17 protein-coding genes are annotated in these 20,155 nt (G+C 51.2%); 8 read left to right on the top strand and 9 right to left on the bottom strand.

Going from position 1 to position 20,155, the window contains the following annotated elements:
- Nucleotides 1–2: 2 nt before the first annotated feature.
- Nucleotides 3–1,115: a Gfo/Idh/MocA family protein gene (locus K3T83_RS04565; RefSeq protein WP_220201790.1), complete on the bottom strand. Its 1,113-nt coding sequence runs from the start codon at nt 1,113–1,115 to the stop codon at nt 3–5.
- A 240-nt stretch (nt 1,116–1,355) separates the two neighbouring features.
- Nucleotides 1,356–1,787, bottom strand: a complete 432-nt coding sequence (locus K3T83_RS04560; RefSeq protein WP_220201789.1) for a GNAT family N-acetyltransferase — start codon at nt 1,785–1,787, stop codon at nt 1,356–1,358.
- 526 nt (nt 1,788–2,313) lie between these two features.
- Here K3T83_RS04560 and rsgA point away from each other — a divergent pair.
- Complete coding sequence (rsgA, locus tag K3T83_RS04555; protein ID WP_220201788.1) at nt 2,314–3,324, top strand: ribosome small subunit-dependent GTPase A; 1,011 nt, start codon at nt 2,314–2,316, stop codon at nt 3,322–3,324.
- A 146-nt stretch (nt 3,325–3,470) separates the two neighbouring features.
- The gene (locus K3T83_RS04550; protein ID WP_220201787.1) at nt 3,471–4,331 is read left to right on the top strand and encodes a sugar phosphate isomerase/epimerase family protein; all 861 of its coding nucleotides are present in this window, start codon (nt 3,471–3,473) and stop codon (nt 4,329–4,331) included.
- Between the two features lie 58 nt (nt 4,332–4,389).
- Here the strand turns inward: K3T83_RS04550 and K3T83_RS04545 are convergent, their stop codons facing one another.
- The 3 genes from K3T83_RS04545 to K3T83_RS04535 all read right to left on the bottom strand — a co-directional run bounded on the left by K3T83_RS04545 (nt 4,390) and on the right by K3T83_RS04535 (nt 6,928).
- Complete coding sequence (locus K3T83_RS04545) at nt 4,390–5,025, bottom strand: response regulator transcription factor (protein WP_220201786.1); 636 nt, start codon at nt 5,023–5,025, stop codon at nt 4,390–4,392.
- Nucleotides 5,022–5,951 carry a S1C family serine protease gene (locus tag K3T83_RS04540; RefSeq protein WP_220201785.1) on the bottom strand — a complete coding sequence of 310 codons (930 nt, stop codon included), beginning with the start codon at nt 5,949–5,951 and terminating at the stop codon, nt 5,022–5,024. Before K3T83_RS04540 ends, K3T83_RS04545 begins: the two co-directional genes overlap by 4 nt.
- Before the next feature lie 65 nt (nt 5,952–6,016).
- A complete protein-coding gene (locus K3T83_RS04535) occupies nt 6,017–6,928 on the bottom strand; it encodes a S1C family serine protease (protein ID WP_220201784.1) in 912 nt (303 codons plus the stop codon).
- Nucleotides 6,929–7,228: 300 nt separating this feature from the next.
- Here K3T83_RS04535 and K3T83_RS04530 point away from each other — a divergent pair, with 300 nt between their 5' ends.
- Both K3T83_RS04530 and K3T83_RS04525 read left to right on the top strand, forming a co-directional pair.
- Nucleotides 7,229–7,903 (top strand): response regulator transcription factor, encoded by a 675-nt coding sequence (locus K3T83_RS04530; RefSeq protein WP_220201783.1) that lies wholly within the window; start codon nt 7,229–7,231, stop codon nt 7,901–7,903.
- Nucleotides 7,887–9,443, top strand: a complete 1,557-nt coding sequence (locus K3T83_RS04525; protein ID WP_220201782.1) for a sensor histidine kinase — start codon at nt 7,887–7,889, stop codon at nt 9,441–9,443. Before K3T83_RS04530 ends, K3T83_RS04525 begins: the two co-directional genes overlap by 17 nt.
- A 20-nt stretch (nt 9,444–9,463) precedes the next feature.
- On the opposite strand, the gene K3T83_RS04520 is transcribed toward K3T83_RS04525, so the two are convergent.
- From K3T83_RS04520 to K3T83_RS04510, 3 genes are read right to left on the bottom strand one after another with little or no spacing between them, the layout of a single operon-like run.
- A complete protein-coding gene (locus K3T83_RS04520) occupies nt 9,464–10,294 on the bottom strand; it encodes a sugar phosphate isomerase/epimerase family protein (protein WP_220201781.1) in 831 nt (276 codons plus the stop codon).
- Entirely contained in the window at nt 10,291–11,349 is a 1,059-nt protein-coding gene (locus K3T83_RS04515; protein ID WP_220201780.1) for a Gfo/Idh/MocA family protein, read from the bottom strand. The genes K3T83_RS04520 and K3T83_RS04515 overlap by 4 nt, the downstream gene beginning before the upstream one ends.
- 47 nt (nt 11,350–11,396) lie before the next feature.
- A complete protein-coding gene (locus K3T83_RS04510; protein ID WP_220201779.1) occupies nt 11,397–12,188 on the bottom strand; it encodes a sugar phosphate isomerase/epimerase family protein in 792 nt (263 codons plus the stop codon).
- Nucleotides 12,189–12,398: 210 nt separating this feature from the next.
- On the opposite strand from K3T83_RS04510, the gene K3T83_RS04505 reads away from it, so the two are divergent.
- Both K3T83_RS04505 and K3T83_RS04500 read left to right on the top strand, forming a co-directional pair.
- Complete coding sequence (locus K3T83_RS04505; protein WP_220201778.1) at nt 12,399–13,310, top strand: LLM class flavin-dependent oxidoreductase; 912 nt, start codon at nt 12,399–12,401, stop codon at nt 13,308–13,310.
- A gap of 48 nt (nt 13,311–13,358) precedes the next feature.
- Nucleotides 13,359–14,075 carry an MgtC/SapB family protein gene (locus tag K3T83_RS04500; protein ID WP_220201777.1) on the top strand — a complete coding sequence of 239 codons (717 nt, stop codon included), beginning with the start codon at nt 13,359–13,361 and terminating at the stop codon, nt 14,073–14,075.
- Between the two features lie 48 nt (nt 14,076–14,123).
- Here K3T83_RS04500 and K3T83_RS04495 read toward each other — a convergent pair whose 3' ends face one another.
- Nucleotides 14,124–15,086, bottom strand: coding sequence for a dihydrodipicolinate synthase family protein (locus K3T83_RS04495; RefSeq protein ID WP_220201776.1), 963 nt, complete (start codon nt 15,084–15,086; stop codon nt 14,124–14,126).
- A 678-nt stretch (nt 15,087–15,764) separates the two neighbouring features.
- On the opposite strand from K3T83_RS04495, the gene K3T83_RS04490 reads away from it, so the two are divergent.
- Both K3T83_RS04490 and K3T83_RS04485 read left to right on the top strand, forming a co-directional pair.
- On the top strand, nt 15,765–19,046 hold the full coding sequence (locus K3T83_RS04490) for a glycosyl hydrolase (RefSeq protein ID WP_220201775.1): 3,282 nt from the start codon (nt 15,765–15,767) through the stop codon (nt 19,044–19,046).
- Between the two features lie 134 nt (nt 19,047–19,180).
- Nucleotides 19,181–20,143 carry an ABC transporter permease gene (locus K3T83_RS04485; protein ID WP_220201774.1) on the top strand — a complete coding sequence of 321 codons (963 nt, stop codon included), beginning with the start codon at nt 19,181–19,183 and terminating at the stop codon, nt 20,141–20,143.
- Nucleotides 20,144–20,155 lie beyond the last annotated feature (12 nt).

The following is a 20,155-nucleotide window of genomic DNA, read 5'->3' as shown; positions in this document are numbered from 1 at the left end:
AGTCAGCGATCTTCATCCCAGGAATGTGTCCCCGGGTTGAGAGGGCGTGGACGCTCACACATGCTGGTTAGCTCGATGTGCTTTCCCTCTCTGGAAGCATCATGGATCGATTCCATGATATCCAGCACGTGATAGGCGAGTGCGCCGCTGGCCCGGTGAGGGCGATTAGCTTGTATGGCGTAAGCCATATCCGCCAGCCCAATCCCACGCAGGTTTTTCGCGTAGCCATGAGTTAAGGGCACTTCCTGCCATTCTTTGTCTTGCGCACGTCGCAGATAGACGGGGCCACCAAATGTGTTGGGATCAGGGACGCTCAGGCTGCCTTCTGATCCGTAGATCTCGATGCGCGGCAGGTGATGCGACCAGACATCGAAGCTGGTGATGATAGTGCCAACAACACCGCTATCGAAATCCATCACGCCAGCAATATGTGTTGGCGTGTTGACGGTGATTTTGGTGCCGTGTTTGGGTTGACTGGTAATGAGGCGCTCAGGAAAAGAAATTCTGGCAGAGCCGGTCACGCGGCGGACAGGGCCAAGCATGGCGATGAGGGCCGTGAGATAGTACGGTCCCATATCAAACATCGGGCCAGCACCGACCTGATAGAAGAAGTCCGGGTCTGGATGCCAGCTCTCGGGTCCATGACCGGCCATAAAAGCGGTCGCGGCAACAGGAGTGCCAATCGCACCATCGTCGATCAGCTTGATACAGGTCTGGATGCCTCCGCCTAGGAAGGTGTCGGGAGCACAGCCAACGCGCAAACCTTTTGCCTGTGCCACATCCAGCAGCGCTTTTCCCTGCTGACGATTGATGGCTAGCGGTTTCTCGCTGTAGGTTGCTTTGCCCACTTCGATTGCTGCTATACCGATCTCAGCATGCACACGGGGGATTGTGAGGTTGAGTACAACGTCTATATCAGGATCGGCCAGCAGCTCTTCTACTGTGCAGGCTTTGGGGACGTTGTAGCGTTCTGCCTGCGCTTTTGCGCGCTCCATGTCGATATCTGCGCAGGCAACTATATTTAAAATATCGAATGTGTGCGGTGCTTCAAGATAGATAGAACTGATAACACCACACCCAATAAGACCAACGTTTACTTTCGTTTTACTTTCCAAAAATTATGCTCTCTCTTTCTTCTGGTTACGGGATAGTGATGATCGATAACGAATGGAACTCATTCGCTGATCTCTGGGTTGCTTACATCATATCATGTGTAACCGCCCTCACTGCAATGTCAATTTCCTCCTGATTGAACGAATGAGGTTGTTGACTATGTCCAGTGAGCCTGGGCACCTGTTGATAGTGGCAGGTTAAAGGAGAAAGAGGGTAAAACAGGTGGAAAGTAGGTTATAGCATCACATTTGGCGACCAAAGTGATGTGAGGTGATATGCATGCGCTGATTCAGGTAGAGACGGTGAGCATCGTGGCGTTGCACGCCGGAGTCAAGATGGACCTGACGACAGCCAAGTTGTCGAGCCTGTTCGTAGATCCATTGCAACAGTCCACCGGCGTGACCTCGCCCACGAAACGCTGCCTGTGTGACCAGATCGTCTACATAGAGAAAATAGCCCCAGGCCAGATTATGACCCGTGCGAAAGCCGGAAACGGCGACCGGTTCGTCTATGCCCTCTTCAAACGACCCGACAAGCCGATATCCTTCGGGACGCTGTTTGAGATTGACCTGCTCCACAAATTCGTCGCGTGATGGAAGATGTGGCCGTAGTTCAAGTAGGCTAGTATAAGCGAGATAGGTTTCGGATGCTGTCAATTCGCGAATGGTTGGCATTATTTTCTAGCTCCATTTCTTTTGTATTGATATAGATGCTGGCTCCAACTGAGTGAAGCACGCCACTGATTATGAAGCTACTTTAAAATACAGCTATGGATATGGAAAGTACCAATTCTTACCATTGATAGGAAACAATGGCTCTCCCGTTCATTCTCTACAATAAATCGCCTATTGCAATCGAAAGGTTCCTGTGGTACATTTACTTCATCATTACATTTAAGGAGGCGCACTATGAAAGTCTTCAAGAACCATCCACTGGTTTGCACTGCATTCATTTGCGAGTATGGATGCTGTTTTTGTGCGCCTGACCGCCTCTGCAAGCGTTAGATACGCTCGACTTTTTCTGCATCGAGCATTTCATCGGACAGGATATCCCGCATAATACAGCTACAGGTGCGAACTGGCTTTGTAGCTTCTCCATGAGAGCCGCTATGGATGGGCTTTACCCCTTTTGCTCTTATTGATATACCGGCTATATGTCTGGTTGTGGTTGATTTTCTTTCTCATGAAGGAGATAGAGCATATGTACCTGTCCGAGCCGTTCGGATCTTTGGATAGAGCAACTCAGGGAGTTGTGTTTAAAAAATCTCAAGGACATTATACCGTTCGTATTGACAAACAGAACAGCATTCTCTGTACCATGTCAAACAAGTTGCGCAAACGCCTGTTGTATCCTATTGCCAACCCCAATTCGATTCGCCCGCATGTTGTGGCAGTCAAGGAAATTGAGGCTGTTGATCCCATTGCGATTGGGGATCAGGTACGCTTTGAAAATGCGCATGATGGTGCAGGTATGATTGTTGAGGTGTTGCCTCGCAAAAACAAACTGGTCCGTTATGCGACTGGACCCAGGCCGTTAGAGCAGGTGATTGTTGCCAATGTGGATCAGGTCGTCGTGGTGTTTGCCGCCGCGCAACCAGCACCCAACTGGAGGATGCTTGACCGCAATCTGGCGATGGCAGAGGCTTCGCACATTCCCGCGCTCATTTGTATTACGAAAGCTGATCTGGTCCAGGATGAAGCTTTTATGGAGATGGTGCGCATTTATCAAAACGTGGGTTATGCTGTTGTATTGACCAGTACTGTTACTGATCAGGGGATTGAAGAGGTGAGAGAGAGGCTTAGAGATCGAACCTCTGTGTTTGTGGGTATGTCAGGAGTAGGCAAAACAAGCCTGCTCAATGCGCTACAACCGGGCCTGGGTCTACGGGTCAAGGAGATCAGCAAGGCAACCGGGAAGGGCAAGCATACTACGACGCACCTGGAAATGTTCGATCTCGTTTTCGGTGGCGGCGTGGTTGATACGCCTGGTATGAAGCTATTCGGTTTGTGGAATGTCAACGAAATTGATGTGGCGAGCCTGTTTATCGAGATGGAGCCGTACATCGGTCAATGTCGCTTTGGTATTGATTGTAGCCATTCTCATGAGCCGGGATGCCAGATAAAGAAAGCTGTTGAAGCGGGTAATGTCTCGCATCAGCGCTATGAAAGTTACTTGCGCTTGCGTGAGTATCTATTCGCTAAGGGTAAATAAATTGCAAATTTGCTGGCCTCCTTTCCGATGAGGGAAAGGAGGCCAGCGTTGTCTCAGGGGGCAAACACTGTGATATGATGCCAGTGAGAGATAACGGCGATGGTTATCTCTCACTGTCTGTATCCAAAGGAAGGAAATGCTATTTCATGTTCATCAGCTTGAATCCAGGTACACTCTCGTTTTCTGTCCCGTTAGATGAAGCGCTCCAACTTGCGAAAGCCAATAAATTTACGGCTCTCGACCTGCCTCTTGCGGAGTTATGGCAACTGGCGCAGGAAAGTTCAGTTCAGAGCGCCAAGGAGCGGTTCGAGGCAGCAGGCATTCGCCCTGGCGGTTGGGGGTTGCCAGTCGATTTTCGTAGGTCGGAGGAGATTTACCAGGAAGGATTGGCAAAATTGCCTGCGTATGCGGCGCTTGCTCAAGCTCTGGGGAGTCCCTGGTGTTCGACCTGGATATTGCCGTTTTCTGATGAGCTGGATTACGACGCCAATATGGAATTTCATGTCCGGCGGTTGCGTCCAATTGCGCAAATATTGGCCGATCATGGGTGTCGTTTTGGCCTGGAGTTTGTTGGCCCTAAGACGATGCGCGGGGGCCACAAATATGCTTTTATTTCTACGATTGATGGCGGTCTGGAGCTTGGACGCCAGATAGGAACCGGGAATACTGGTCTTCTGCTGGATTGCTGGCACTGGTACACCTCGCATGGTACGGTTGCGGATCTGGAACGTTTACCCGTCGATCAGATCGTGTATGTGCATGTCAACGACGCGGTGGCCGGAAAATCCATTGATGAGCAGATTGATAATCAGCGTTTGCTTGCTGGCGCTAGCGGCGTGATCGATATCGCTAGCTTCCTACAAGTGCTGGCTCATAAGGGATATGAAGGGCCGGTGGTTGTGGAGCCGTTTGATGCCAGCCTCAATGTATTGACGCCAGCAGAGCGAGTACGGGTGACGCGGGAAAGTTTAAGTAAGATCTGGGCGCAGGCGGGCTTGAGTGAGTGATACATAGATAGGTACGTTGTATTAAAGATTGAGAATGGAGGTGGCTACGCTGAGGATGTTACAAGGTAATCAATCCCCGGCGTAGTCCCTGGCTGACTGCATCAGTGCGGCTCGATGCACCCAATTTGCCAGTAATTGATGAGATGTGAAATTTGACGGTATGTTCGCTGATATGCAATCGGCGAGCAATCAGTTTATTCGATAAGCCCTGGCTGACGAGTTCGAGGACTTCGCGTTCACGTGGCGTCAAAGACTCATCCGTTGTGCCCTCTAAGATCACTCGCTCGAACGCCGCTCCGCGTCTCTCAGGTGTGAGCGTGGAAGCGAAGGCATGAGGGAGCGCGACAAGCCCCTGAGCAGCACTCACTACAGCCGCCTGTAGTTGTGCTGCCGGTGCATCAAGCGGCACTGTTCCCCAGCCATGAAGCTCTAGCGTTTGCAGCGTTGATACAACCTGTGTTGTGTTGTCAGTGAGGACAACCAGGGCAAGCCTCGGGAAGAGGGCCAGCATATGTCCAACATCCCTCACCTGTCCTGCGTCGGCCATAATGACGACATCGATGTTCTCTGTGCTGGTGGAGAGTGCCTCTGGTGTCTGTGCTGTTCCCACAATTTGCAGATCGGGATGCGTCAGTAATGAGTGCAGCCCGGCCTGCATCATGGGAGTTGGCGCGAGAACAAACGCGCGTATCATGCAGCCTGATCCATGATTTGTGTTCCTACATCCAGGGTTATCACGTTGCCGCCGCGTAAAATACGCATTGGTATTGTATCTCCCTCTCGGTACTGCGTCAGTTGTTGGCGTAGCGTTGTGGTATTTGTGACCGCTATGTTCGCCACATCAAGCACGATATCACCAACCAGAATATCGGTCAAATGCTCCTTCCTGGCCCGCGTGCTGACGATCAGGACGCCTGTAGAGCGCTGAGGTTGTAGCGTTTGCAGCGTGGCCTGCGGGAGTTCGACGGTCTGGATCTCGACGCCAAGCGCAACTCGACGTTTGGGCAACTCGGCCAGCCATTGATTGACGACATTGCTCGGAATCGAGACCGACAGGTCGCCACCAAAGATCATGGCGTTGACGCCAACAACCTCCCCAGCGGCGTTGAGTAGAGGACCGCCAGAGTTGCCGGGAGCGAGTTGCACATCGGATTTGATGTATTGCGTTGTCAGGTTGCGAGCAAGCCGCACGGTGCCAACGGTGCTGACGATGCCAGCGGTGAGCGACCAGCGTTGTCCCCAGGGATGTCCAATGGCAAAGACCAGTTCGCCAACGCGCAGTTTAGACGAGTCGCCAACTGTGAGAGGCTGTACGTTATTGCCCTCCACCTGAATCATTGCCAGATCCAGGCGTGGATTGCGATAGAGGACTTTTGCGGCCAGGGTGCGCCCATCCACGAAATGTACCTGAATTTTGGCGGTATCATTGGGCACGACATGATGGTTGGTAATAATCCGTCCATCGGTGTCCCAGACAATCCCGGTGCCGCCACCTCGTTGCTCCGTCTGAACCTGCACAATCCCTGGTCGCGCCGTATCAAACATTGCAGTGAGCGCAGTAGAGAATGTGTCGGACAGTGGGAACGACGAATGGGTAGAAGAAGCAGTTGTTTGTGTCATAGTTTTTCCACCTGCTATAGTAAATGAGAAGAGAAGACCATCATCTAACTCTTCTCATGACCTGTTTAATTGCGTTGTCCGATAGTGACCTGAAGCGTCTGGAGCGAGTTGCCGCGAATAACCTCGACTGGTATCGTTTTGCCAACCCGATCCCCAGCCAGCAGAAGTTGCAGGTCTTCTGCATCGCTAATGGCGTGACCATCAAGGCCAACCAGAATATCGCCAACCAGGACGCCACCACCCTGAGCAGGGCTATGCTCGTCAACTTTGATGATCAACAATCCAGCCTCCTGAGAACGACCGGCCCGTTGAACTGCGGGTAAATGAACCAGTTGGCTGCTGATGCCGAGATAGCCACGTTTGATATAGCCCTGTTTCGTCAGGGTTTCAGCAATATTTTTGGCAATCGCGAATGGAATTGCCAGCGCTACTCCATTGACAAGGCCGGTGGTCAGAACACCAATAACCGCGCCCTGCGTATCGATCAGGGGGCCACCAGAAAAGCCGGGATATGGGATGGCGTCGGTACGAATATAACGCTCAAGAGCAACGCCGCGCCCTGTGCGTAGTGGACCACCAACGGTGCTGATGATGCCAACACTTGCCATTGGTCCGTCTCCGGGCGCTCGCCCGACTGCCAGCGTGAGTTGCCCGACCCTGGCAGGCTCGTCTGCGGCAACTGCAACAGCATTGCCAAGATCCGCCACACGTAGTACCGCTAAGTCCGTTGCGAGATCGCGCCCAACAAACTGTGCGGGCAGGGTGCGTCCATCATTCGTTTGAATCGTGAGGTCTTCCTCGCGCTCAAGAACATGATCGGCTGTCAATACCAGGTCAGAGGCGTAAATGATGCCGCTGGCGGGTTGTCGCTGCCGTCCGTTCACAAGCACAAGCGCGGAGCCGATGCGTTCAACGGCATCGGCCATCTGGTTAGAAAGCGCTCGTAGCAGTTGCGTTGTATCTGTCTTCTGTTCCATGATGTGGGTATCCTTTACAGGGTTGCTAGAGAGTCAAGTAGCTTGTCCATACTATAAGCTATGGCATCATGGTTCAACATCATCCATTCGGGTAGGCGAGTGCCTGGAAAAATGGCTAGGGGAGAGGGAACAGAACACCTATAGGCTGGAAAGAAAACTCTCAGTTCCAGTTCAGCTTTTCTTCAGGTTCGCTTTACGAAGCAATGATATCCTATGATATAAGATAAGATGACGCGTGAGCTGACGCGAACGGTTGACCCTCTACTGTGATGGGATGATCGTTTTTGGGAGGAAGCTATAATGAAGGCACATTTGCTAGTGGTTGATGACGATCCACGTATTACGGATTTGTTGCGACGCATTTTTGCCTATGAAGGATACAGCGTGGCGATTGCTGCGACGGGCGATGATGCGCTGCGTCGGACGTTGGAGCGTGCCCCGAACCTGATTATATTGGATATAATGCTTCCTGGCATTGATGGCCTGGAAGTAGTGCAGCGGCTGCGCGCAGCAGGCGACAACGTGCCGATCCTCTTGTTAACGGCACGTGATGCTATCGCGGATCGTGTGAAGGGGCTGGAGGTCGGTGCCGATGACTATCTGGTCAAACCTTTTGCGCCGGAAGAATTGCTGGCGCGAGTGAAAGCGATGCTCAGAAGAAGCCAGACGGAGCGCCACGAAGTCTTGCGCTTTGCCGATGTTGAGCTGGATACCGGAACGAGGATTGCTCATCGGGGGCCGCGCGAGATCGAACTCTCTCCTACCGAATATGAGCTGCTGGCCCTCTTCTTACGGCGACCGCGCCAGGTACTCACCCGAGATATCATTATGGATCGTGTCTGGGGATTAGATTTTGAAGGCTCTTCTAACGTGCTGGAGGTCTATATCGGGTATCTGCGCAGCAAGCTCGAAGCCGATGGGGAAGAGCGATTGATACATACCGTTCGTGGTATTGGCTATGTCTTTAAAGAATAATTTGCAGCCTTCACAATCTGAACATACGCCGAAGCCCGAAGGCAAGCAACCAGGATCGCTACGGCTCCAATTGATGATCTGGTATGGCGGTCTGGTTGCCGTGCTATTAACCCTTTTTGCGTTTCTTGTCTTATATCTATCAACGCAAACATTATATGCAAATGCGAATCAAGCGATGAATACGGTTGCGGCTGTGGTAGTGAATAATGTGAGGCATGAACTGGTTCCCCAGGAACCTTACTGGCCGCCTTCTCTTTCGCTCAAAGCGATTGATACATATAATGAACCGGGCATCAGCGTTGCTGTGTTAGATCTGAACGGCAAGTTTCGATACACATCCGATAGCGCTCTTACGCCCATTCCAAAAAACGCCAATGTTATTCGGGAGGCGCAGACAGTGGGCCGGTCGGGAGAATATGTAGGCATAGTTGATGGGGAGCGCGTCAAAGTTGAGGTAATGCCTGTTTCCTCTCCTCATGGCGAGGCGATTATCGGTGTTGTGCTGGTCGCTAAATCGCTCAAAGAGGTGGATGAAACGGTTGTTGGGCTGCATGTGTTGATCATTACGCTTGGTCTCGTCGTGTTCGTGGTAGGACTTGTGGGAGGTTGGGCCATTACCGCCAACGTGTTACGGCCACTGGCAGGGATTACGAAGACCGCGCGTAACATTGTGGCGACGGTACATGGAACTCACGTTGGGAGCCTCAGCCAGCGGGTGCAGCGTCCACGTGGGCATGACGAGATGGTACAGGTGATTGATACGTTTAACGAAATGCTGGACTCATTGGAAAGCGCGACAAAGGCCCAGCGGCGCTTCATCGCGGATGCATCCCATGAATTGCGCGCCCCTCTGACCAGTGTGCAGGGAAATCTGGCCTTTTTACAACGTTATCTCGATGATATGCCCACAGAGGAACGGCGTGCAGTGCTGAATGGAGCATATGAAGATACCTTGCGCCTGGCACGACTGGTTGACGAACTGCTCTTGCTTGCACGGGCTGATGCGAGTAGCGATACCGTTGCTATAGTCGATGCGAACAAAGAGGTGCCGGAGAAGAAGGCTGGCGAGATTATTGAACTGGATCATACATTGTTGCAATTGATACGACAACTACGCGGACGTTTGAGCCTGGATAAATCGCAACTGAAATTGGAGGTAGGGCATATTGAGCCGGTGCGCGTGCGTGGCGACGAAGAGAGTATACGTCGCATCATGTTGATCTTGCTTGATAATGCCATCAAATATACTCAAGGCAAGGGCGAGGTGGGATTGATTACGGTATCGGTAGAACGCAAGCAGAATGAAGGCGTCTTTCACGTGCAGGATACTGGCATTGGCATTGATCCTGGCGATCTCCCTCATATCTTTGAGCGCTTTTATCGTGCTGATCGTGCTCGTTCTCAACATGGTACGGGATTAGGTCTCTCGATTGCTCATACGCTGGCAGAACAGTTGGGAGGGCGGATTACTGCTGAGAGCGTACCAGGGGAGGGCAGTACATTTAGCGTCTGGTTGCCTCTGGCACGCTCTCAGCAGTAATCCGCTATCCATAAGATGGGCTAATCGTATTTCCAGCCTATTTGTTGGAGGAGCTTCTGCAAAGCCTGCGATGCGCTGCGGAACAGATCGGGACCGCTGAAGCCTTGATATTGTCCGGCGGCTGCAAGATGCGGTTCCAGAGCGAAGAAGCCATCGTACCCATCCTGTCGCAATTGTTGGAGAAGTTCCAGCCAGTGAGCCCCGCCCTCTCCTGCGACCACTAACGTTCCGTCTGAACGGACATCCTTCACGTGGACATATTCCAGCCAGGGTTGTAATGCTGTGTAAGCATCAGGATAGGGTGTTTGATTGCATTGCAGAAAATTTGCGGGATCAAATGCAGCACGAAAATACTTATCGTTAATGCTTTGCAAGAGATCAACGCAGTGATCAATGGTATCTCCGTAAATCCCCTTCTCATTCTCATGCAGTAGGACAAGATTAGCTGCTCGTGCATGTGCCGTCATCTCGCGTAGATGTTGTATCACCTGCTCGCGATAAGAGGCAGAATCAACCTCTCCATTTTGTGGCGGATAGAAGGAGAAGAGACGAATATAAGAGGTTCCCAGCATTTTGGCGACAACGAGGGCGCGTTCAAAGCGCTGAAGGTGCTCTTCAAAAGAGCTATCCAGGGGAACCTTGCCAATAGGAGAACCAACGGCCGCCACCTTGATGTTCTGATCTTCCAGCTTTTGTTTGACGGTGATCACTTGCTGGTCACTCAAGTCCAGCACGTTGACTCCCCAGACAGAGCGCAGATCTATATAACGAATGCGTTCGCTTTGTAATACCGCAATTTGCTCATCCAGATCAGAAGAGATCTCATCGGCAAAGGCGGAGAGATGGATCATGAGAGAATTACCTCCTTCTGCGTGCGGGCTGATTCGTAGATGCCCAGAATGATTTCGACGGGATGGCGGGCAGCAGAACCATCGACGAGCGGTGTGCCATCTTCTTTAATCGCGCGGATCATATCGGCGATTTGCATTGCGTGGGTATTGCTCTGAATGGCAGCGGGATCGGCGGCTCCAGCGGCTTTTCCAGCAGCCCCTTTCTTGGTTGCTGCTCCTCCTCCATATGCTCCGATTTCTTCTGCATCGTCACGAGCGAGATGGATATACTCTAGTTGATCATTTTCGATGATAGCTGAGCCTTTGTCACCAAAAATCTCGATTCGAGTTGTCGCACCAGGGTAAGCGCCAGTGGTTGCCGAAATCGTTCCAACTGCACCATTGGCAAAGCGCAGAACGGCGGCGGCAACATCTTCTGTCTCCATGCTATGCACCAGCGTATCGGTGTAGGCGTAGATGCTTTTCACCGGTCCCATAAGCCACTGGAGAACGTCGATGGAGTGAATAGATTGGTTCATCAATACGCCACCGCCGTCCAACGCCCAGGTGCCGCGCCAGGCTCCGCTATCATAGTATTTTTGCGAGCGCCACCAGGGAATGGCCGCATTTCCCAGCACCAGACGACCAAACTCTCCCTCTTGCAAGAGGCGATGCACGGTTGCTGTTCCCTCATCGAAGCGATGCTGGCTGATAACTGCCAGTTTGCGCCCGGTCTCCCGTTGCACTTGTAGCATTTCATCAAGACGCTCGCGGGTTATCTCCATTGGCTTTTCTACGATGGTATGATAACCTGCTCGCATCGCTGCACAGGCATGTTCTCCATGCATACCACTGGGAGTGCAAATATTGATCACATCGAGCTTTTCCGCAGCAAACATATCTTGAAAGCTGCTATACGCTTTGACGTGATATTTTTCCGCCAGCTTCTGCGCTTTTTCCTGATCTACATCAGCCACCGCAACAAGCTCAGCATCGGGTAAACTGGTGATGGCTTCGGCGTGCAGCGGACCGATGACTCCACAGCCAACGATAGCGAAGCGCAGTTTTTCTACCATAATGTACATCTCCTCCACAATCTATGGTTCTTTTCTTTTCACGGTCTTCACTGAATAGCCGTTTCCCATTGCTCCTTGAGGACGCTTACCGCCTGATTCACCTCGGCGGGAAAATCGTGCCAGTTGCACTCGATAGAGATACGCTGGCTGTAGCCTCCCTGCCGCAATACAGTAAAATAGGGGCGCAAATCTTCCCCATGTTGTCCTGGGGCAGCGCGATCTTGCTGTTCTGCCACATGGACGTGAGCAATGAGTGGGAGGTACGGCGAGATGGTCTCAGGGGCTTCTCGATTGCAGGCCATATGATATGTGTCAACTAGTAGTCTGGCCCCTGATTCGCCCAATGAAGCAACGAGAGCACCACTTTCAGCAACGGTATTCAGAATATTCGTTTCTTCATAGCGCAGCGGCTCAAGCACGAATTGCACCCCATGATTGCCTGCCCACTCGCTCCAGATTGCCAGATGCTGACCGATCTGCTGTACCGCGTCCTGGTGGTCGTATCCGTGTGGACAGGCTCTCGCTCCGCCACTGCCGAAGACGATCACACGAATACCGACCTGTTCGGCACGCTGTAGCACGGTCTTGATGTAGCGCTCCAATCGCGCTGTGTCTACCTGCTGCGTGGGAGTGGCAACAAGCGGCAGATTGGAGGGAATCAGCACATTCGCGGTTTCGATGGGAATAGGGAGCGCACGAGCCTCAGCCAGCAATTCTTCAAAATATGGTGCTGGTTGTTCTGGCACCAGGAAGCGTTGGACGTTCTCTTCTAGATAGTCGAAAGCAATGTGGTCCAGCGTCAGTATATCGCGAAACGATGCGCAGATACCAAATTTCATCTTCTACCTTCTTCACTGGTAAATAGAGAAAGAAGTCTCGAAGCTTCTTTCCTGTGAACAGAGAGGCACAAGGAGAGCAATCTTGCCGCTGCTTGCCTTGTGCTACAAGCAGCATACCACATGGCAGAAGCGTGCTGCTAACCACGACGAGCAAGTCAAGTGCAGCTTGCATGCTATAATGACCCCAGATTATGCAAATGAGGAGTATTCATGGCACAGATTCAACTGGGATTGGTCATACCTAATGGTCCGTATCGACGCTTATCGCGTGAGGAATTCACGACTACTGTAGAGAAGAGCCTGGAGATGGCCGCTGGACATTTTGATTCGGTCTGGCTTACGGACCATCTTCAATTTGGAGATAACCCACTCTTTGAAGGATGGACTGCGTTGACCTATCAGGCAGCACTCCATCCTCAATTTAAATTTGGCCATGCCGTGCTTGCCCAATCGTTTCGCAACCCGGCGCTGCTTGCCAAGATGTCGGCAACCTTACAGTATTTGACCAATGGACGCTTTATTCTGGGCATTGGTGCAGGTTGGAAGGAAGATGAATATACGGCGTATGGCTATGATTTTCCTACGGCAGGAAGACGGTTGGGAGAACTGGAAGAGAGCCTGCAAATTATCAATGCCCTCTGGCGCGAGAAGCAGGCAACCGTTGAAGGAAAATATTATCGTGTGGTCAACGCGTATTGCGAACCCAAGCCGGAGCCGTTGCCGCCGATTGTGATTGGGGGAACGAAGCCCCGCATCTTGCGGCTGATCGCTCGCTATGCAGACTGGTGGAATGTTTCTGGTGTTAGCATCGATAACTATAAATTATTCGTACAAGAAAGTGAACGTGCATGCGAGGACGTAGGGCGAGATCCAAAAACGCTGCGCCGCACCTGGTTCGGCCGCTGCCTCTGTGCGCCAACTGAGGAAGCTGTGCAGGCGTTGAATGTAGATCACCTCACTGCTGATCGAGCGTTTGTTGGCACGCCAGAGCAGGTCATAGCACAGATGCGTGCTTTTGTAGACCTGGGAGTTGATTATTTTATGTTTAGTAATGGAGGCTTCCCGCATCTGACAACACTTGAAATGCTGATCAATGATGTATTACCAGCTTTTGAAAGCTGAAAGTGTTGCTCGTTGCGAGAGTAGGGCTGCTAACACCGGGGGAAGGTTATGGTATCAGTTGCGTTTTCTACTATCATGCTGCGGCTTGGTGTCGCGCTGTTGTTAGGGGCGCTGGTTGGCCTGGAGCGAGAAAGCAACGAGCATTCGGCAGGTTTGCGCACTAATGCGCTTGTGTCGCTGGGGTGCGCGATGTTTACCATCATCTCCGCATATGGTTTTAGCGGCTTACTTGGTGAAACCCATGTGCAGGTCGATCCGACACGTATAGCATCCTACGTGGTTGCTGGCATCGGCTTCCTGGGGGCGGGAGCTATTTTTCGCCTTCAGGACAAGGAGAAAGTCAAGGGACTGACGACGGCTGCCGCTATCTGGGTAGTTGCGGCAATTGGCATGGCCTGTGGCGCGGGTATGCTCTGGGAAGCCGTTGCGCTCACTGTGCTGGTTCTGGTGGTGTTGATTGGATTGCGCTATGTAGAGCCATTGATTGTGCTGACGCGTGCATCTTCGATCCATCATATAGAGATAGAGGTCGATGAGACGGAGGCGACACATTTGATGAAGAGGCTCTATGAGCTTTGTGCCCGACAGGAAGCAACTATGGAATCAGTCACCGTGCGCAAGAAGGATGGGATCGAGGCGATTAAATTCATGTGTAAAGTGGAGGATAAAGCCTCTATTCCCCGGCTCCTTGACGATTTGCGAACGCAAGCGGGCGTACAGATGGTTGACGTTGATATAAAGGGAAGCCAGATAGGGGATACATGAGGGAAGCCCAGGCCTCCCTCCATAACAGGTAGAGCTTTACATAAATACTTAGCCTTGCCACAATAGGTCGGGAAAGCGCTCTTCAACAAGTACCTGGAACCTTTTTATCGTCTCGTCTGGTACGGGGAGATAAGGGCGTCGTGTGCGATTGGAACTGACGAGAAACGGCGAGGCTGCCTCCATCGCTTTTCCCACAATCCCATGCAAGTTGCCAGTCTGACAGAGTAACTCTTCTTTAAGAAGTGAGAAGGCGTGCATGCGTTCCTGCCGGTGCCTGGCTTGCTCCCAGCGTCCCTGCTGGATATCTTCATACCACTCGATCATGTAGCGGGCGTTAAAGTTTGCAAACCACGAGTAGATGCCACGAGCACCAAAGAACATGTATGGTGTCATTGCATGTTCCCCGGTGAAGTGACAAAGCTCCGGTGCGTAGTGCATTAATGTCAGGAATTCCGTAACATTTGCACCTACATGTTTCGTGCCTATCAGGTTCGGAATATTTGGCAGGAGCGTTGCGTAATCTGAACCGGATTGGTAGTTGTGGACGCGAGGCGTGTTGTAATGAATAAGTGCAAACCATTCAGGCACCGCTCGCTGTATATCTTGCCAGAATACACGATAGGACTCGGCATTCATTGGCATAAAGAAAGGATGTCCGATGTGCGCACCAAGAATACCAGCTGCCGCAACGTAATGCAGGCGATCTAGCATTCCCTGAGTGTTGCACCAGGTAACACCTACCTGTGTCGGGATGTTGAGCCGTTGAGCCTCATCAGCAAATACATCCACAATCATTTTGAATTCATCCAGCTCAATCGCATAGAACTCGCCGTCGCTATCGGTTGTATAGATACCATGTACACCTGCCGAGTGGAGCCTGCGTATATTTTCACGAAATACTGCTGCATCAAAGCGGTTGTTTTCGTCAAAAGGCGTCGTAATAGCAGCCCAGACACCGTGCAAATTCTGGCGGGTGAGCCGTTGATGCATGAGAAGCTGTTGTTCTTGCATTATTTTTGCTTTCTAGACCGCTGGAACTCAGCAACTAACTTGTAGGATATCCTACAAATTAGTTGTAGTATAACTTGTGGTAATCAAGGAATCAAGCGGTGATGTTAGCGAACGTGTCGGCGAGCAACAAAATCTTTCAATGGTCAGGAAGACTTATGTGCTATTTGCCACAGAAAACCTCTTCTTTCAATTGCTTTCGTTTGCGGAGCTGTAACAGAACATTTCTTATCAGGAATTGAAGAAAACTCATGAGATATTGTGCTGAAGAAGCAATATAGTTGTTATTTACAGTTATATCCAGTTTCGTTTTGTGTTCGATTTAAAATGATAGGATTTCATACGATTTTACCTCTTGACAAATCATCTTTTCCTGTGTAGTCTTAATATCAACATGATGTAAACGTTTTCTTTTAAAGATGTGTGCAAGAATCGTTTTTGTCTTGGTCAATGATGCTTATTTCAGGATTTTGCTGCATGCTTCTCGCTATCTATGGTAAGATAGCTGACAAGAGGAAATAATACACGCAGAGAGTTGCAGTTGTATGATCTGTGTCGAAGAGGACGATCAGCGAGCATTATTTTGCCCTTTTCGCCAGATCTTCGTTTACTAGGTATCTGCATGGTATCGCCCAATCGATCTCTTCTAAATGTAGCGTTTTGAGAACGGAGATAGCTGATATGTCCTTTTATCGCCTGTTTCGTGATCCCCCTATAGAATATCGCCTGCTTCCTTTCTGGTTCTGGAACAGCGATATGGATGCAGAAGAGATTGTGTATCAGATAAAGGAGATGGCGGAAAAGGGGATAGGAGGATTTTTCCTTTGCGCTCGTCAGGGACTCAAAACCCCATATTTATCTGATGAATGGTTTCATTACGTCGCCATCACCATCGAGACCGCGCAAAAATATGGCCTGGAGGTCTGGCTCTATGACGATTACCCCTATCCGAGTGGTATGAGTGGCGGCGAGGTTACGCTTGAGCATCCCGATGCCAGGCATCGCCAGCTATTGCATCATTCGGTTATAGTCACGGGTCCACAAACATTTTCTTACGATCTCCCCTGGGCGCGAGTGTTGTCAGCGCGTGCCGTTCCTCTGGATGAGGCGGATAGGGCGCTCTGGAGCGACGCGATAGATCTTGAGCAAGCCATCGGCAGTGTGCCGAACGAGTCGGTTTTTCAATCGACCGGGCTGACCACATATACAAATAAGCGCTTTTTCACGGCCAAACTCCAGAAGCGGCTTGTGTGGGATGTTCCGGCGGGTCGTTGGATGATAATCATCTTCCTTGAAAAAGAGTTGGAAGACTTCAAGTATTACGGACACTATGTAGATCCGTGTCATCGTGAAGCCATGCAGACCTTTGTACGCACCACCCATGAGCAATACGCGCGTCGTTTCGGCCAGTATTTCGGTCAGACGATCAAAGGGATGTTTACTGATGAGGTTGGCTTTATCGGTCGCATCCCCTGGTCGGCGCGTCTCCCGAGCTTTTTTCGTGAGCAGACGGGCTATGATCTGCTTGAGAACCTTTCGGCCCTGCTCTACCGTCGCGGCGAGCAAACTGCACAGATCAGATATGATTTTTTTCAGAGCATGCATTTGCTGCTTGGAGCCGCCTACTATGAGCCGGTGGGCGATTGGTGTGAGCAGCAACATCTCCAATTTGTTACTGAAGTTCCTTCTATGCGTATGACCACTCAGCGCTATAGTCACGTGCCCGGTGGTGATAGCGCGCATGAGAAGCTGGGACGCTCGCTGAAATGGATATTGGATCGCAACGCGTATAGCCTACGGGCCGATCCGAAAATAGCTAGCTCGCTGGCTCGTCAGTTCGGGCGCGAGCGCGCGATGATCGAATGTTTTCATAGCGTTGGCTGGTCCATGACGCTTCAGGATGCAAAATGGATGTTGGATCGCCTCGCAGCCCTGGGCATTAACCTCTTTATTTTTCATGCCTTTTTCTATTCCATCAGCGGCCTGCGCAAACATGATGCGCCACCATCACAATTTTTGCAGAACCCGTACTGGCAACATTTCCGCGCGCTGGCCGATTATGCAGCGCGGCTTGGTTACGTTATGTGCCAGGGAAGGGCGGATATTCAAATTGCGATGGTCCATCCGGTGACGACGTTCTGGACGCATATGGGCAACCCGTTCCATAGCTTCCAGTATTGTGGCGACGACGACGCCGAAGAGCGGACATTGGAGCGTTTGAAAAAAGATTGGGCGTATCTCTGTAAACAATTGCTGCACCATCAGGTTGATTACGATCATTTGGACCCGGAACTACTGGCGGAAGCGACGATTGAGGATGGGCAGCTTGTGCTTGGGCAGGCGTGTTATCGTGTGCTGATCTTGCCGCCAATGAGCAATCTTGAAGCTGCCGCCTGGTCGCAGGTGAAAGCCTTTCTGCACGCTGGAGGGACCGTGATCAGCGTAGGATTATTGCCCTATGAACGGATTGATCGCAACCAGGATATCGCAGCGGAGTGTCTTGAAGAATTTGGGCTAACCGTTTCCCCATCCAGCGATTACTGGCAGGAACTTCATGTGGATGGGCAAGAGCGCTCCTGGATCAAAGGAACTCACTCGTCCTATTTCATCCCCTGTCCTGGCGGTGCACAACATGCTTATGCGATAGAGCCATTGCTGACACTCTTACAACAGAGCATACAGCCTGTTGTGACTCTAGAGGGAGTGGTTGGTGATACTGCTTCGTTGCTGATGCAGCAGCGAATATTGCCTGACGAGTCGCGGCTGCTCTTCATTACTCATCAGGAAGGGATGGACAAAACGGTGCGTCTGCATCTGGCAGAATGCCCAGCGAGACAGCATGTAGAGCGACTCGATCTGGCGTCGGGAAACGCAACAACAATGGTTGTCGAGAAAGGTGATGATGGTTGGAGTGTCGTTCTACCGTTTGCTCCATATGAATCGTATTTGTTGCGTTTCTCCTCGCGTGAGGCTGGGCGGGAAGTGGAAGGGGAGCAGCTGATTTCCTGGGAACTGGCGGTGAGTGTGCAGGAAGCATGGAAGCTCACTGCTCAGCAAGAGAATGTTGTGCGCTTTGGAGCCTTTCATGTTGCTCTGGATATGGAGCAGACTGGAATGCAGATGAGATGGCATCATGGGGAAAGCGCACAAGCATGGCCTCTGGTGGAAGCCAAACCGTTTATCAATCAGTGTACTGATATCGCTGAGCAGCAGAGCTTCCCCCTCCAATTTCATCAGACCTTTGGTTTACCTGTGGATAGTTCTCTGGTCTATCCTCTTCGTTGCTGGTATCAAACCACATTTCGCGTCGAGACGCTTCCCGCTCTCTGCAAGTTGATGATGGATGAAGATGCGATTGGCGGGATATATATGCTGTACCTGAATGGTAAGCACATAGAGGCTGATAACTTTGTTGCAGATGGGCGCTATGGATATCGGCAACTGGCCTGTGAGATACAGCAATTCCTCAAGTCTGGGATCAATCATCTTGTTGTGGCTGTTGAGGTGCAACGCGGCGAGGATGGCGTGCGTGATCCGCTCTATTTGAGTGGTCCCTTTGGGGTCTCGCTTGATGCGGTGGGAATGGCAACGCTCGTACAAGCGCCAGAGGCAGAAGTGCCTCACAGTGGCGTTATCCAGGGATATCCATACTACGCAGGAACCCTCTGTTTTACCAGAGAAATCTTCATTGAAACATTGCCACAGGAAAAGACGTTCGCGTTGACGTTGCAGGGATGGGATAACCAGATCCATGATTGTATGGAAGTGCTGGTAAATGGTAGCTCGTTGGGAGTGGGCTGCTGGTCCCCTTATCGTTGGGAAGGGGATACAAATATGCTTCGTACAGGAAACAATACGGTTGAGATTCGCATAACAAATACGCTCAATGCCATGTTAGAAGGTACATATTTTGATGCGTTGCAGCATCAGATTGTACCGATACATGGAGAGGCCGAGCGATAATTCAACCCAAACACGTATTTGGTTCATTGACGAACAAACCTCTCGGCGGATCAAGGGATCTGCGCACGATACAACTCAACACAAAGTAGCGTATGAGAGAGCTACTGGCAACATCTCGTTGCTCAAGGAGGCATATGAGTACAAAAGCAATGCCGCTATCACAAACGCGAAGCAAACAGGTAGAGAGCCGCTTCGCGCTCTTGTGGAAACGTATCTGGCGTTATCGGCTCGTATACTTAATCTTGCTGCCCGGTCTGGTCTATTTTGCTGTGTTCCGCTATGGGCCGCTCTACTTATCGCAAATCGCCTTTAAAGACTTCCAGCCCGTTTTGGGCGTTGAAGGAAGTCCCTGGATTGGCTTGAAGAACTTCGATACTTTTTTCAAATCCTACTACTTTACGCAATTGCTCTCAAATACGCTGATCATCAGTGTGGCGAAGCTGATTTTCGGCATTCCACCGGCCATCATTCTTGCCATTGCATTGAGCGAGAGCCGCTTTGTGCGATTGGCCCGGTTTACACAAACGGTGTCGTACCTTCCACACTTCCTCTCGTGGATTGTTGTTTTTGGTGTGCTGTTGGGTCTGCTCTCTCCAAGTCAGGGCTTGATTAATCAGGCGATTACGCGAACGGGTGCGCAATCGATAGACTTTTTAACCAACCCGAACTGGTTTCGTGCCGTTGTGGTCAGCTCAGATGTCTGGAAGGAAACCGGCTGGGGCGCGATTATCTATCTGGCAGCGCTGCTGGCTATTGATCCTGCTCAATATGAGGCGGCAGCCATTGATGGGGCATCGCGTTTACGACGGATCTGGCACGTGTCAATTCCCAATATCAAGGATGTAATCGTGCTGGTGACGCTGCTACGGTTGGGTAATATTCTCGATGCCGGTTTTGCACAAATCTTCGCTCTGTACTCTCTGCCAGTGTATAGCGTTGGCGATGTCATCGATACCTGGGTGTATCGGCAGGGCATCTTAAATTTCCAGTTCGGCCTGGCAACGGCTGTGGGCCTGTTCAAAGGAGTTATTGGTCTGGTGCTGGTCGTCGTCGCTAACAGGGTCGCGAAACGTTTCGCAGGTAGTGGATTATATTAAGGGAGAGGGCGT

The sequence above is a fragment of the Reticulibacter mediterranei genome (assembly GCF_016587455.1).
The sequence above is the reverse complement of the archived record's forward strand: the minus strand, read 5'-3'. Positions and strand labels throughout refer to the sequence as shown.